The sequence below is a fragment of the Polaribacter sp. WD7 genome, assembly GCF_003335085.1.
In the GTDB taxonomy this organism is placed as follows: Bacteria; Bacteroidota; Bacteroidia; order Flavobacteriales; family Flavobacteriaceae; genus Polaribacter.
Window position 1 is genome coordinate 19,947 of record NZ_QPEJ01000011.1, and the last position, 15,064, is coordinate 35,010.

Consider the following 15,064-nt stretch of genomic DNA (forward strand, 5'->3'; position numbering starts at 1 on the left):
ACCTTTCTACCTTGTCAAAAAACCATTAAAAAACGATATTCTTAAAGAATATAACTTTTTAAATAACTCATAACATAATACAATGTCAGATCAAAAAAGACTTTTTTTAGTAGATGCATATGCATTAATCTTTAGAGGATATTACGCATTTATTAAAAATCCAAGAATCAATAGTAAAGGTTTAGATACTTCTGCAATAATGGGTTTTATGAATTCTCTATTAGACGTTATCAAACGAGAACGACCAGATCACTTAGCAGTATGTTTTGACAGAGGAGGAAGCGTAGACAGAGTTGAAATGTTTGAAGCTTACAAGGCTAATAGAGATGAAACACCTGAGGCTATTAGAATTGCAGTACCGTATATAGAAGAAATTCTAAAAGCTATGCACATTCCTATTATGGTAAAAGAGGGTTATGAAGCTGATGATGTAATTGGGACACTTTCTAAACAAGCTGAAAAAGAAGGCTTTAAAACCTTTATGGTAACTCCAGACAAAGATTTTGCCCAATTAGTTTCTGAAAATATTTACATGTACAAACCACGCTTTGGTGGGGGCTATGACATTTGGGGTATTCCTGAAGTGCAAACAAAATTTGGTGTAGAAAACCCTGAGCAGGTTATTGATTTTTTAGGAATGATGGGAGATTCTGCTGATAATATTCCTGGTTTACCAGGAGTTGGAGAAAAAACTGCAAAAAAGTTCTTGGCTCAATTTGGGTCTATGGAAGGATTACTTGCTAACACAGACCAATTAAAAGGGAAAATGAAAGAAAAAGTAGAAGCAAATGGAGAATTAGGTCTGCTTTCTAAAAAACTAGCCACCATAATGTTAGATGTACCTGTTACTTTTGATGCTATAAATTTTACCTTAGATGCACCAGACTCAGAAAAAGTAACTGAAATTTTTAACGATTTAGAATTCAGAAATTTGTTAACAAATTTTCTTAAAACCTTTGCTACAGAAACAACAACAAATAGTTCTTCTGCTGAAGTAGAAACACCCACTAAACAAAAAGAAATTACAAAAACAGATGGTCAATTTGATCTATTTGCTGCACCTGGAACAGGTAGTGTTTCTGAAGCAGAATCTGCATCTGGTTTTAAAACTATACAAACTACCAATCATTTTTACCAACATATAAACACTCCCCTATCTAGAAAATTATTACTTCAAAAATTAATGCAACAAACATCTGTTTGTTTTGATACAGAAACAACAGGATTAAAAGCTTTAGAAGTTGAGTTGATAGGTATTGCTTTTTCATACAAAGCAGGAAAAGGATATTATGTATCTTTTCCCGAAAATCAGGATGAAACTAAAGTTATTTTAGACGAATTTAAACCCTTTTTTGAATCAGGAATTGAAAAAATTGGGCACAATCTAAAATACGATATCAAAGTTTTATCTAACTACAATATGCATGTACAGGGTCCTTTGTTTGATACCATGATTGCGCATTATTTGATTAACCCAGATATGCGACATAATATGGATGTTTTAGCAGAAACGTATTTAAATTATAAACCTGTTTCTATTACAGAGTTAATTGGTAAAAAAGGAAAAAATCAACTTTCTATGCGTGTTGTACCTTTAAAAGACCAAACTGAATATGCTGTAGAAGATGCAGATATTACCTACCAACTAAAACAGCATTTTATGGGTGAATTAGAAAGCGGTAATGTAACTCAATTATTTAATGATGTAGAATTGCCACTTGTATCTGTTTTAACGGCTATGGAAATTGAAGGAATTAATGTAAATACTGACTTCTTAAAGGAGTTGTCTGTAGCACTTACAGAAGATATTAATCGTCTAGAAAAAGGAATTTATCAACAAGCTGGTGAAGAATTTAATATCGGTTCTCCTAAACAACTAGGTATAGTATTGTTCGAAAACATGAAGTTAGTAGAAAAACCTAAAAAAACAAAAACAGGCCAATACTCTACAGCGGAAGATGTGTTGTCTTATTTGGCAAAAGAACATCAAATTATTAGAGATATTCAAGAGTATCGTCAATATAAAAAATTACAGAGTACCTATGTTGATGCATTACCTAATGAAATTAATCCAAAAACAGAAAGAGTACATACAGTGTACGCCCAAGCTGTTGCCGCAACAGGACGTTTGAGTTCTAACAACCCAAACTTACAAAACATACCAATTAGAACAGCACGCGGACGTGAAGTACGTAAAGCGTTTGTGCCTAGAGATGAAAACTATGTATTATTAGCTGCAGATTATAGCCAAATTGAATTGCGTATTATAGCTGCTTTAAGTGAAGAAGAAACAATGATAAATGCTTTTAAAAACGGAGAAGATATTCATGCTTCTACAGCCTCTAAGGTATTTAACGTGTCTTTGGAAGAAGTAACACGTGAGCAGAGAAGTAATGCTAAAACAGTAAATTTTGGTATTATTTATGGCGTTTCTGCATTTGGCTTAAGTAACCAAACAGATTTAACTAGAAGTGAATCTAAAGAATTGATTGACACGTATTATGCAACATATCCAAAATTAAAGGCTTATATGTCTGCTCAAGTTGATTTTGCTAGAGATCACGGCTATGTAGAAACTATTTTAAAAAGAAGAAGATATTTAAAAGACATCAACTCTCGTAATGCTGTTGTTCGCGGAGCAGCAGAAAGAAATGCAGTAAATGCTCCTATTCAAGGTTCTGCTGCAGATATTATAAAATTAGCCATGATTAATATTTACAACAGGTTTGAAAAAGAAGGTTTCAAATCTAAAATGTTACTGCAGGTTCATGATGAATTGGTTTTTGATGCTTATAAAGACGAGTTAGCCGTAATACAACCCATAATTAAACACGAAATGGAAAATGCCTTCAAAATGAGCGTTCCTTTAGACGTTGAAATTGGTTTAGGCGAAAATTGGTTGGAAGCGCATTAATAGTATAAAAAAAGGATAGCTATTATAACTATCCTTTTATCTTTTAATTAAATTTCAAAAAATTCAAGTTTCTAGAATAAGAAAATTCAATTATTTTTTTTCAATCATTTTATCTAACTCTTTTATCTCTTCATTATACTCTTCTATGGCTGCCATAATTTTACCTTCTTTATATTCTTCTATAAATTCTTCTATAGCATCATCATGAATTTTAATATATCGCTCCATCGTTTCGTTTAACTCTTCTTTTAAATCATCAAACTTCTCATAAACTTCTTCTAGATTTTCTGCTACTTCTTTTTCAGAAGCATTAGTATCTTCTATCAGCTCTTTATACTCTTTTTGAATGTCAGCTACATCTTCTAAAACTTCTTCTGTCTTTAAATAAGGAGGTATAGTATTCGACAAATTTGCAATCCTATAGTTAAGGTGTCTCATTCTTGCTTCTGTAGTTTTGAAATTGACTTTTTTAAAGTTTACAATTTCAGAATTTACTATTGCATAGTCATTCCAATCATCAAAACCTACAATTCCTTTTGCGTCTAAATTATAAACAAGAGCAGTTCCGTCTTTCATTTTATATGTTCTTGTCTTAATTTCTTCTTTCTTACTTTCTACTACTTTAGAGTCTTTTTGGTTGTCTAATACTTCCGCAACTACTTGTTTGTTTGCCCCAGCTTCCTTTTTGTAATTATTACAAGAAATTAATAAAAAAATTGATAAGGTAATTCCTAAAGATATGTTTTTAATTATTCTATTTTTTTTGCGTTTCATTTGTATATATTTTAAATTCTATACAAATCTAAAAGTAAATGCAACTACGTTTTAACGCAAACAAACTAAGTTTTTGCTCTTTTAGCGATTTTTATTTATTTAGAAGTCAAAGATTTGTATATAGTTTCTATAATTCTTTCTTCAGTAATCCAACCGCTATAGCCTCTATATTCTTTTGTGATTTCTATATCTTTCTTTATCTCTTCTGCAGTTTTTCCATTATCAATTTTTTGTTGAACCCTATTTTTTAATGTTACCAACATATTTTTGTATGCGATTAATTCAGCTCTATTAGATACGTTACCATGACCTGGTAATACTTTTGTATTATCATCTGTCAATACAATCATTTTTTTAACACCTTGTATATAACCTTCAATACTACCTCCTGAGTTTAAATCTATGTAAGGGAATTTTCCTTGAAAATAAGCATCTCCAGTGTGCAAAACATTATTATTTGTAAAGTAAACCAAAGCGTCTCCATCTGTATGGGCATTATGAATATGAGAAATTAAAATATCGTCGTTATTAAGATGCATCATCATATCTTCTGTAAAAGTAATTATAGGAAGAGCTTCTTTAGGAGAGGCTTTTCTGGTTTTGCCTCTTATAACTTGGTCTACACTCATTCTCTTACGTACATTTTTGTGAGCTAAAATTAGCGCACCTTCTTTTTGCATATTTTCATTTCCACCTGTATGATCTCCATGCCAATGCGTGTTTACTAAATATGACACAGGTTTAGTTGTAATATTTTTAATTGTCTCTAAAATTTTTGGTGTTAAAGGAGCAAATTGATCATCAATCATAAAAACAGCATCTTTACCAATAAACAGACCAATATTTCCGCCCCTTCCTTTTAACATATATATTTGGTCTGATAGCTTGGTGCTTTCTATGTTAATTTCATTTTTTTGAGAAAACACATCAACAGTAAAAAGGACACATAAGATAAAAATAGAAATTGATTTCATTTTATAGAGATTTATAATATTTATTCATTGCGTTAGTCTTACAAGATACAATATATTTACAAAAAATTTTACCATATGAATATTGAGATTAAGGTTATTGAACCTAATGAAATATTAAGTATCATTCCACTACTATCTATTTTAAACACCAAAACACCTACTAAACTTTTAAAGAAAAGAACTTTAGAGATGGCAAAATTGTCAAATTATGAATGTATAGGTTTATATATTGATAAAAAACTGATGGGTATTTCTGGTCTTTGGTATTCTACAAGACATTATATTGGAAAAACGGTAGAACCCGATCATGTAATTATAGACGAGCAATACAGAGGCCAAAATATTGGTAAACAATTTTTTAGTTGGATTGATAAACACGTTCAACAAAAAGGTTGCGAAGCGATTGAATTAAATGCATATGCCAATAATCCAAAATCTCACAAATTTTATTATAATGAAGGATATGCTATCTACGGATTTCACTTTTTAAAAGTCTTAAGAGACGATAAAAAATTTTACTGATTTTTGTTTTAAAAAGTGTTGCAGAACTCAAAAATGATTTTATATTTGCAGTCCTTTACCATGCGAAAGTAGCTCAGTTGGTAGAGCGTCAGCCTTCCAAGCTGAATGTCGCCAGTTCGAACCTGGTCTTTCGCTCAAAAAGACTTTATGTTAAATCATAAAGTCTTTTTTTATTTATAAACTTTTTAGTTTATCTCCAAAAAACAGTAGCAAAATAATAGGAATACCTAAACTTATAACCAAAATAGAATTGCTATTAAATAATGTAGGATGAAGTACTAGCGTAAGTATAAAACCTCCCATAGCACCTCCCAAATGTGCAGAATGCCCTACATTACCCAATTGTTTTTTCATTCCGTAAATGGAGTAAAGTAAATATCCTACTCCAAAAATATAACCCGGAATTGGTATTGGAATAAAAAATAAGTACAAACTCATATCTGGATACAATAATATAGATGCGTACACAATACCTGAAACTGCGCCAGAAGCGCCAACCGCAGAATAATAAGGTTCATCTTTATGATAATACAATGAATATAAACTACCTGTCAGTAAACTTCCCAAATAAATAATTACAAAATAAAGTGTACTTAAAAAATTGGCTACAATACCACCAAATAAATACAAAGCATACATATTAAACCCTAAGTGTGCCCAATCTACATGCAAAAAACCAGAAGTAAATACTCTAATTTTTTCACCTCCTAAAATTTTACTAATTTGAAATTTGTATTTGTCTAAAAAAGCATAGTCATTAAATCCCTTTATAGAAACAAGTACATTAGCAATTATAATTAATAAAACGGCTTGATTAATAGTGTTCATCATTTAACAAACATACTAAAAACAGATTAAGAAAACTATTTCGTTTTAAATTTATATACGATATTTGCAGAATCAAAAACTACTATATGTATTTTATTGTTTTTGCAATTTCTTACCCTTTTATCTGGCTATTTTCTAGCTTACCCATGAGGATTTTGTATTTAAAATCTGATTTTTTATTTTTTATTATTTACTATGTAATAGGTTATAGAAAAAAAGTTGTTTTAAACAATTTAAATTTGGCTTTTCCTGATAAAACTTTAAATGAAAAAAGAAAAATTTCTAAAGATTTTTTTAAGCATTTTACAGATTCTTTTATGGAAACAATAAAGGCTCTTTCTATAACAGAAGCAGAAATTTCTAAACGATATACCTATTCAAACCCTGAAGTAGTTAATAATATTATTGCTGAAGGAAAAAGTGTTGCTTTGGTTAGAGCACATCAAGCTAATTGGGAGTGGTGTACTAACATGCCTCTTTTTTTAAATGCTAAAGTTAATAGTGCTTACACTACTATCGGTAACCCATATTTTGATAAACTTATTAAAACATCTAGAGAAAAATTTGGCATAGATTGTTACCAATCTGCAAAAAGTGTAAAAGCTATTCATCGTGATTTTAAAAATAAAATTCAAGGAATTTATCTTTTAATTAGCGATCAATCTCCTCAATTACACAAGGCTTTATACTGGACTAATTTTTTTGGAGTACATGTCCCTGTACACACTGGTGCAGAAGCTTTAGCTAAAAAATTTGACCTTGCAGTTGTTAATTGCGCTACAACTAAGATAAAAAGAGGTTATTACAATACAGAATTTCAACTTATAACAACAAAGCCTAAAGAAACATCAAAACATGAAATTACAGATTCTTTTTTTAAATTGACAGAAGATATAGTAAATAAGCAACCAGAATTTTACCTATGGTCTCACAAAAGATTTAAACATAAAGATCGATTAGAGGAATGGAAAAAATTAAAAATTTCTAAATCCAAAAAGAAAAATTAACTTTGACTAATAGATCGTAAATTTATGAATAGAGTTATTTTTTATGTAATCTATCCTATCATTTGGCTACTTTCGATATTGCCAATGCCTATTTTATATGGTATTGCTGATATTTTATTCTTTCTACATTTTTATATTTTTGGTTACAGAAAAAAAGTTGTTTTAAAAAATATAGCTATCGCATTTCCAGAAAAAGATGTAAAAGAGCAAGAAGCTATTGCAAAAAAATTCAACAAACATTTTATAGATTTACTTGTAGAAAGTATTAAATCATTTACTATATCAGAAAAAGAAATACTAAAAAGATATCAATATAAAAATCCAGAACTTGTAAATAAATATGCACAAGAAGGTAAAAGTATTGCTTTAGTTAGTGCTCATCTTTCTAATTGGGAGTGGTCTACAAGCTTAGGTTTAGTATTAGACACTAATGTTTTTGGAGCCTATAGTAGAATACGAAATGATATTTTTGAAAACAAAGTAAAAGAAACAAGACAGAAATTTGGAATTAAAGGTGCTACTACTTCCAATTTCATCAACTTAATCAATTCAAATTTTAAAAATAATATACAAGGAGCTTATATTTTATTAAGTGATCAATCTCCTAGACTTTCAAAAGCATATTATTGGACTTTATTTTTTGGGACAAAAGTCCCTGTGCATACAGGAGCTGAAATGCTTTCTAAAAAACACAATATGGTTGTAATCAATTATAGATCTAAAAAAATTAAAAGAGGATATTACGAAGTAGATTTTGAATTAATTACAGAAACTCCTAATCTTTATAAAGATTATGAAATTACAGATCAGTTTTTAAAAATAACAGAAAGAAACATTAGAGAGCAACCCGAATGTTATCTTTGGACTCATAAACGATTTAAACATCATGACCGTTATAAAGATTGGCAAAAGATAATGTTAGAAAAACAAAAAGAGAAGAAAATTTAATTTTCTTCTCTTTTTATTTTAATTTATTAATATACTATTTAAATACCTGCCACCACTTTTATTTCCGCTATAAAACGTTCTGCTAAAGCATCTGCTGCTTTTTGAGACTTTGCTTCTGTATATATTCTAATAATAGGTTCTGTATTAGACTTACGCAAATGAATCCATTCTTCTGCAAAATCAATCTTAACGCCATCAATCGTATTTACATCTTCACTTACATAAGTAGAAGCCATGGTTTCTAAAAGAGCATCAACATCTATTTGAGGTGTTAATTCAATTTTATTTTTACTCATAAAATAACTCGGATACGAATCTCTTAATGCTTTACATGTTATTTTTTGATGCGCCAAATGTGATAAAAATAACGCAATACCAACTAGAGAATCTCTTCCATAATGTGACGCAGGATATATTATTCCCCCATTTCCTTCTCCACCAATTACAGTATTAGTTTCTTTCATTTTTATGACTACGTTTACCTCCCCTACTGCAGAAGCTGTGTATACGCCTCCGTGTTTTTCTGTGATGTCTCTTAATGCTCTAGAAGATGATAAATTAGAAACTGTGTTTCCGCCTCCCAATCTCCCTAAAACATAATCTGCACATGCTACTAAAGTATATTCCTCTCCAAACATAGAGCCATCATTACAAACTAAAGCCAAACGATCTACGTCTGGATCAACTACTATACCTAAATCTGCATTTTCTTTAACTACAAGCTCAGAAATATCTGTTAAATGCTCTTTAAGAGGTTCTGGGTTATGAGGAAACTGTCCGTTAGGTGTGCAATATAACTCTACACATTCTACGTTTAATTCTTTTAATAAAGCTGGTATAAAAATACCTCCTGTAGAGTTTACAGCATCTACTACTACTTTAAAATTTGCTTTTTTAATTGCCTCTACATCTACTAATTCTAAATCTAAAACTTCCTGAATATGTTTTGCTACGTAGGAACTATCTTTTGTATAACTACCTAAATCATCCACTTCAGAAAATTTGAAATCTTCACTCTCAGCCAAAGCTAAAATCTGCTCACCTTCTAAACCATTTAAAAATTCTCCTTTTTCATTTAGTAGTTTTAATGCATTCCATTGTTTTGGATTGTGAGAAGCTGTTAAAATTATACCTCCGTCTGCATTTTCTAAAGGAACAGCAACTTCTACGGTAGGTGTTGTAGACAAACCTAAGTCTACAATGTTTATACCCAAACCAACCAACGTATTGGCTACTAAACTGCTAATCATTTTCCCAGAAATACGAGCATCTCTACCAATAACAACTTTAATATTCTGTTTTCCTTTGTTTCTTTGTTTTATAAAAGCCCCGTATGCCGAAGCAAATTTTACAGCATCAATAGGTGTTAAGTTATCGGCTGTTTTACCTCCAATTGTTCCTCTGATTCCTGATATTGATTTTATTAATGTCATGCTATTTTCATTAGTTACGCAAATATAATTTTTTTAACTAAAACCTCACTTTACACAAAAAAATGATTTCATAAAAAAACCTAATATTTAAATATTAGGTTTTTTTATTAGAAATTAATTAGTTATTTTTTTTGTTTTTTCCAATATTCTCTCCATTCTGCTGCTTTTTCTTTTCCAATTACTTCTAAAATTTTTTTGCTAGCATTTTTTCTAACCTTAATTATTGCATTTTTAGTTTCCAATTCACTTTTTCCTTCAGCTCTAATCTCCTTTATTTGATTCTTTCTTTCAGTCCAAATTTTGGTAACTTCAATACCTTCTTCTTTTGATAAACTTAAAGCCTCAATAGCACCTTGAATTCCTTTTTTTTCTTTTTTCTGAGCAGTAATATTAACAGCTAAAAAAAAGAGTTACTATAATTATCAATACTTTTTTCATTTTAAAAAGTTTAAGTTAATTTAAATAAAGATAATAAAAAAGCCAATACAAAATGTATTGGCTTTTTATAAAATTATAGAATATTCTAGGGAAAAAAATTATTTTTTACCTGCTTCCATTTTCTTCTTTAAATCTGCAAGACCACCAATATCTCCTAAGGTAGTTTTTTCTGCTTCAGCTGCCTTTTTAACGGCTGCTTTAACATTTCTTTTCTCTTGCTCTCTAAATATAGATGTATGAGAAACTACAATTCTTCTGTATTCTTTAGAAAATTCTAAAACTACAAATTCTGCTGTATCTCCTTTACCTAATTTAGAACCATCTTCTTTGTCTAAGAAACGTGTTGGTGCAAAACCTTCTACGCCGTCAGGCAAAGTTACAGTTGCTCCTTTATCATTCTTATCTTTGATTGTTCCTTCATGTTTAGAACCTATAGCAAACGTATCTTCATGAGCATCCCAAGGATTATCTTGAGTTTGTTTATGACCTAAGTTTAACTTTCTGTTTTCTACATCTAATTCTATAACTTGAACTTCTAATTGCTGACCAACAGTTACAAAGTCTGATGGATGTTTAATTTTCTTAGTCCAAGACAAATCAGAAATATATACTAAACCATCAATACCTTCTTCTAACTCTACAAACACACCAAAGTTAGTGTAGTTACGTACAGTACCTGTATGTGTAGAACCTACTGGGTATTTAGTAGTAATGTCTGTCCAAGGGTCTGGGTGTAGTTGTTTAATACCTAAAGACATTTTGCGGTCTTCTCTATCTAAAGTTAAAATTTGAGCTTCTACTTTATCTCCAACTTTTACAAAATCTTGTGCAGAACGTAAGTGTGTAGACCAAGACATTTCTGAAACATGAATTAATCCTTCTACACCTTGCTCTACTTCTACAAATGCACCATAGTCTGCTAAAACAACAACTTCTCCAGTTACTTTATCTCCAACTTTTAAGTCGTTATTTAAAGCTTCCCATGGGTGAGCAGATAATTGTTTTAAACCTAATTGAATTCTAGATTTGTTATCGTCAAAGTCTAAAATTACAACATTTAATTTTTGATCTAATTCTACAACTTCATTAGGATGATTAATTCTAGACCAAGATAAATCTGTTATATGTACCAAACCATCTACACCACCTAAATCAACAAATACACCATAGGAAGTAATGTTTTTAACAACACCTTCTAATACTTGTCCTTTTTCTAACTGACCAATGATTTCTTTTTTCTGTAATTCAATATCAGCTTCAATAAGTGCTTTATGAGATACAACAACGTTTTTAAATTCATGGTTGATTTTTACAACTTTGAATTCCATTGTTTTCTCTACATATTGATCGTAATCTCTAATTGGTTTTACATCAATTTGAGAACCTGGTAAAAATGCTTCAATTCCAAAAACATCTACAATCATACCACCTCTAGTTCTACACTTAACAAAACCGTTAACTACTTCTCCAGTCTCATGAGCATTGTTTACACGCTCCCAAGCTTTAATAACTCTTGCTTTTTTATGAGATAATACTAATTGACCAGAAGAATCTTCTCTTTTGTCAACCAATACTTCTACAGTATCACCAACAGCTAAACTTGGATTGTAACGAAATTCGTTTAAAGAAATAACCCCTTCAGATTTAGAGTTAATATCTATAATTGCATCTCTGTCTGTAATTCTTATTACAGTTCCTTCAATTACATCACTTTCGTTAACAAAACCAATTGTTCCTTTTAAAGCCTCTTCAAACTCTTTCAATTTCTCTTCATCAACTTCATCAATACCTTCTTCGTATTTGTGCCAGTTAAAATCAGCTAAAAATTGTTGTGGATCTTGTTTTTCTTCTACAGCAGATGTTGCTGTTTCTTGTACTTCAGTAGCAACTACTTGCTCCTCAGTGTTTTTAGTTTCTTCAGACATTTCTGAAAATAAAATTTGTATCTTGTTGTTATTCAGATTTTTAACGATAAAAACTTCAAGAGATGTTTTTAAAATGCATGCTATAAAATTCCTTTTTTAAATCTGTTATCGTAAAAAGGAGTGCAAATTTACAAAAATCATTTGATTTTTAAAGACTTACAGCAAAATTAATCTCTTATTTTTAAATTATATTTGCAATTGATAATCAAAATATTATGAAAATATACTTCAAAATACTCTCTTTTTTATTGTTGATAATTACAATTTCATGTAATACAAAACCTAATTGTGTGGTAAAACATCATAAATCTCACGAAAAAAGTAGAGCTAATGTTCCTTTTTCTGATGCTGTTCAAGTTGATAATCTATATTTTTTAACAGGCCAAATTGGTAAAAACCATACTACAGGTAAATTGGTCAAAGGAGGAATAGAAGCAGAAACAAAACAAGCCATTTTAAATATACAAGCTGTTTTACAGCATCATAACCTAACATTAAATGATGTCATAAAATGTACAGTTATTTTGTCTGATAGTAACGATTTTTCTAAAATGAACGTAATTTATCGTTCTTTTTTTACCGATAATTTACCCGCAAGAACTACATTTGCAGCCAATTTGGTTGCAGGTGCAAAAATTGAAATTGAAGTAGTTGCCGCAAAGAAATAAGATGGATAAAAACACACAAGATTTAGTCGATAAAGGAATTATGCTTCCACTAATGGAAGAATTTTATACCATACAAGGTGAAGGTGCACACACTGGTACTGCTGCTTATTTTATTAGAGTTGGTGGATGCGATGTGGGTTGCCATTGGTGCGACGTTAAAGAGAGTTGGAACGCAGATTTGCATCCCCCAACTTTGGCAGATACTATTGTAAAAAATGTAAAAAAATATGCCAATACTGTTGTCATAACTGGTGGAGAACCCTTAATGTGGTCTATGGATTACATCACTAATCTTTTGCAAAAAAATCATATTAAAACACACATAGAAACCTCTGGTGCGTATTCTTTTTCTGGAAAGTGGGATTGGTTTTGCCTTTCTCCAAAGAAAACAAAATTACCAATACAAGAAAATTACAGAGAAGCAGACGAGTTAAAAATGATTATTCATAATAACTCAGATTTCCATTTTGCAGAACAAGAAGCTGTTAAAGTAGGTAAAAAATGTCAGTTATTTTTACAGCCAGAATGGTCTAAAAAAGAAAAAATGACCGAGGAAATTGTAGACTATGTAATGAAAAATCCAAAATGGAGAATCTCTTTACAAACTCATAAATATTTAAATATACCTTAGTTTTTTTTGAAGCTACTTCCTGCTTTCAGCACTCGCTTTTTTTCGTTCCTCAAAAAGAGCTCAAACAATTGCTTCAATCAGGGCTAAACCTATTTGCTAATTTTTAGATTTTAGACAATCTTTGGTCTACTAAAGAGCAAATTCGCTCAAATTGTTCTGTGATACCCATATCAGAATTATCAAAAGTTATAGCATCCTTGGCTTTGGTTAAAGGAGAATCCTCTCTTGTTGAATCTATTCTATCGCGTTCTTCAACATTAAACAAAACATCTTCAAAAGTAACTTTGTCACCTCTATCAATCAATTCTTTATAGCGTCTTATAGCTCTTTTATCTGCAGAAGCTGTCATAAATAATTTTAAATCCGCGTTAGGAAAAACAACAGTACCTATATCTCTTCCATCCATGACAACGCCTCCATCTTTCCCCATAAATTGTTGTTCTAAAACCAATTTTTTTCTCACTTCAGAAATCTCTGCAACTTTACTTACTAATTGAGATACTTCTAAAGTTCTAATTTGTTGTTCAACATTTCTATTGTTTAAGTACATCTCAGAAAAACCTATTTTTTCATTAAAATGAAACGAAAGAGAAATAGAAGTCAAGTCATTTATAAGGGCTTCTTTATTAAAAGTATCTTTTGTAACATAACCATTTAATTTTGCAAACAAGGTAATCGCTCTATACATAGCACCAGTATCAACATAAACATAATTATATTTATTTGCCAACAATTTTGCAATTGTGCTTTTTCCTGTAGAAGAAAATCCATCAATGGCTATAGTAATCTTTTTAGTCATATTATTATCTTATTCTATCTAAATCTAAAAGAAGGCTAAATGTACTTGCATTTACTGCCGAGTGAAACCTAGAATAAGCATAATTAAACTTAAGTCTTCTCATTTTAATTCCAAAACCAAAAGAAACACCACTAAAAGTTCTAGCATTTTGTAATCTTAATTCAGCTGCTCTTCTAAAATTATAACCTACCCTTAAATTTACAGCACTTTTAGGAAACAACTCAGCTCCAACAACAAAATGACGCAAAGCATTTCCTACAAAACCAACTTCCTCTTGCGTTACATTTCCTTCTAAATCAGTCGATTGATCAGAAGGGTTCGGAACAGATATATCCCATTGTTGTAAATTATTTAATGTCAAATACCATTTTAATGGTACGTGTTCTAATTGATAAGACCCTCCCAAAGCTAATCTAAACGGAATTCTTTCTTGAGTATTTGTAAAAGTTTGAATTTGAGTTCCAATATTTCTTGCAACTAAGGTTATTGTAAATGGTTTAAAAGGATTGTTATACAATATTGATAAATCAGTAGAAATACCTATAGAAGAAAAATTAGCAATATTAGAATTTATGACTCTAATATTAGATCCAAAATATAAATTTGTCCATGGAAGATTTACAGCATATCCAATTGATAATGCTAAATCATTCGCTCCAAAATTTCCAGTTTCGTTACCTTGTTCATCTGCACCTATCAATTTTCCAAAATCTAAATATTGTATACTTGTGTGTATAGTTCCAAAACGTCTAGATATTGTTTTTGCATAAGACAAAGATCCAATATTAATTCCAGCTAAAAAATTTGTATAACTTACAGATAATTTATTATCTATATCCTCATTTATAACAGAAGGATTCCAAATAGGCTGATCTACATCATCAGTCAACGTTAAAACTTCACCTCCCAAAGCTATTTGTCTGGCTGAAGTAGCTAAATTTAAAAATTGATAAACTTCTTCTCCTCCAACTTGAGCATTTAATGTCAAACAGTTAATAAAAAAAGCGAAAAAAAGTATTTTTTTAATATTCATTTACTACAAAAATAGACTTACATAAACAATAACGAAAATACTTCAATATATTACAAGAAACTAAAAATTTAAGTATAAAAAAACCTCATATCTATAAGATATGAGGTTTTGTAAAGAAAGGCAGCGACCTACTCTCCCACATAAATGCAGTACCATCGGCGCTATTGGGC

At 30.3% G+C, this 15,064-nt stretch carries 13 protein-coding genes and 1 tRNA gene; 7 read left to right on the plus strand and 7 right to left on the minus strand.

Features of this window, described 5'->3' with window-relative positions:
• Positions 1–82: 82 nt before the first annotated feature.
• Positions 83–2,914, plus strand: a complete 2,832-nt coding sequence (polA, locus tag DUT90_RS00540) for a DNA polymerase I (RefSeq protein WP_114424764.1) — start codon at positions 83–85, stop codon at positions 2,912–2,914.
• Between the two features lie 90 nt (positions 2,915–3,004).
• On the opposite strand, the gene DUT90_RS00545 is transcribed toward polA, so the two are convergent.
• Entirely contained in the window at positions 3,005–3,688 is a 684-nt protein-coding gene (locus DUT90_RS00545) for a hypothetical protein (protein ID WP_114424765.1), read from the minus strand.
• Positions 3,689–3,783: 95 nt separating this feature from the next.
• A complete protein-coding gene (locus tag DUT90_RS00550) occupies positions 3,784–4,662 on the minus strand; it encodes an MBL fold metallo-hydrolase (RefSeq protein WP_114424766.1) in 879 nt (292 codons plus the stop codon).
• A 75-nt stretch (positions 4,663–4,737) separates the two neighbouring features.
• Here DUT90_RS00550 and DUT90_RS00555 point away from each other — a divergent pair, with 75 nt between their 5' ends.
• Both DUT90_RS00555 and DUT90_RS00560 read left to right on the plus strand, forming a co-directional pair.
• Positions 4,738–5,184, plus strand: coding sequence for a GNAT family N-acetyltransferase (locus DUT90_RS00555; RefSeq protein ID WP_114424767.1), 447 nt, complete (start codon positions 4,738–4,740; stop codon positions 5,182–5,184).
• A 62-nt stretch (positions 5,185–5,246) separates the two neighbouring features.
• Positions 5,247–5,319: transfer RNA gene (locus DUT90_RS00560), tRNA-Gly, on the plus strand.
• A gap of 39 nt (positions 5,320–5,358) precedes the next feature.
• Here the strand turns inward: DUT90_RS00560 and DUT90_RS00565 are convergent.
• Positions 5,359–6,015 (minus strand): rhomboid family intramembrane serine protease, encoded by a 657-nt coding sequence (locus DUT90_RS00565; RefSeq protein WP_114424768.1) that lies wholly within the window; start codon positions 6,013–6,015, stop codon positions 5,359–5,361.
• Positions 6,016–6,098: 83 nt separating this feature from the next.
• On the opposite strand from DUT90_RS00565, the gene DUT90_RS00570 reads away from it, so the two are divergent.
• The gene (locus DUT90_RS00570; RefSeq protein WP_114424769.1) at positions 6,099–7,019 is read left to right on the plus strand and encodes a lysophospholipid acyltransferase family protein; all 921 of its coding nucleotides are present in this window, start codon (positions 6,099–6,101) and stop codon (positions 7,017–7,019) included.
• Between the two features lie 24 nt (positions 7,020–7,043).
• A complete protein-coding gene (locus DUT90_RS00575) occupies positions 7,044–7,967 on the plus strand; it encodes a lysophospholipid acyltransferase family protein (RefSeq protein ID WP_114424770.1) in 924 nt (307 codons plus the stop codon).
• A gap of 38 nt (positions 7,968–8,005) precedes the next feature.
• Here the strand turns inward: DUT90_RS00575 and glmM are convergent, their stop codons facing one another.
• Positions 8,006–9,400, minus strand: coding sequence for a phosphoglucosamine mutase (gene glmM / locus DUT90_RS00580; protein ID WP_114424771.1), 1,395 nt, complete (start codon positions 9,398–9,400; stop codon positions 8,006–8,008).
• Between the two features lie 536 nt (positions 9,401–9,936).
• On the minus strand, positions 9,937–11,763 hold the full coding sequence (gene rpsA, locus DUT90_RS00585; protein ID WP_114424772.1) for a 30S ribosomal protein S1: 1,827 nt from the start codon (positions 11,761–11,763) through the stop codon (positions 9,937–9,939).
• A gap of 215 nt (positions 11,764–11,978) precedes the next feature.
• Here rpsA and DUT90_RS00590 point away from each other — a divergent pair, with 215 nt between their 5' ends.
• Both DUT90_RS00590 and DUT90_RS00595 read left to right on the plus strand, forming a co-directional pair.
• The gene (locus DUT90_RS00590; RefSeq protein ID WP_114424773.1) at positions 11,979–12,431 is read left to right on the plus strand and encodes a RidA family protein; all 453 of its coding nucleotides are present in this window, start codon (positions 11,979–11,981) and stop codon (positions 12,429–12,431) included.
• 1 nt (position 12,432) lies between these two features.
• The gene (locus tag DUT90_RS00595) at positions 12,433–13,062 is read left to right on the plus strand and encodes a 7-carboxy-7-deazaguanine synthase QueE (RefSeq protein WP_114424774.1); all 630 of its coding nucleotides are present in this window, start codon (positions 12,433–12,435) and stop codon (positions 13,060–13,062) included.
• 103 nt (positions 13,063–13,165) lie between these two features.
• On the opposite strand, the gene cmk is transcribed toward DUT90_RS00595, so the two are convergent.
• Both cmk and porQ read right to left on the minus strand, forming a co-directional pair.
• On the minus strand, positions 13,166–13,861 hold the full coding sequence (gene cmk / locus DUT90_RS00600) for a (d)CMP kinase (RefSeq protein ID WP_114424775.1): 696 nt from the start codon (positions 13,859–13,861) through the stop codon (positions 13,166–13,168).
• Between the two features lie 4 nt (positions 13,862–13,865).
• The gene (porQ, locus tag DUT90_RS00605; protein ID WP_114424776.1) at positions 13,866–14,894 is read right to left on the minus strand and encodes a type IX secretion system protein PorQ; all 1,029 of its coding nucleotides are present in this window, start codon (positions 14,892–14,894) and stop codon (positions 13,866–13,868) included.
• Between the last annotated feature and the right edge of the window lie 170 nt (positions 14,895–15,064).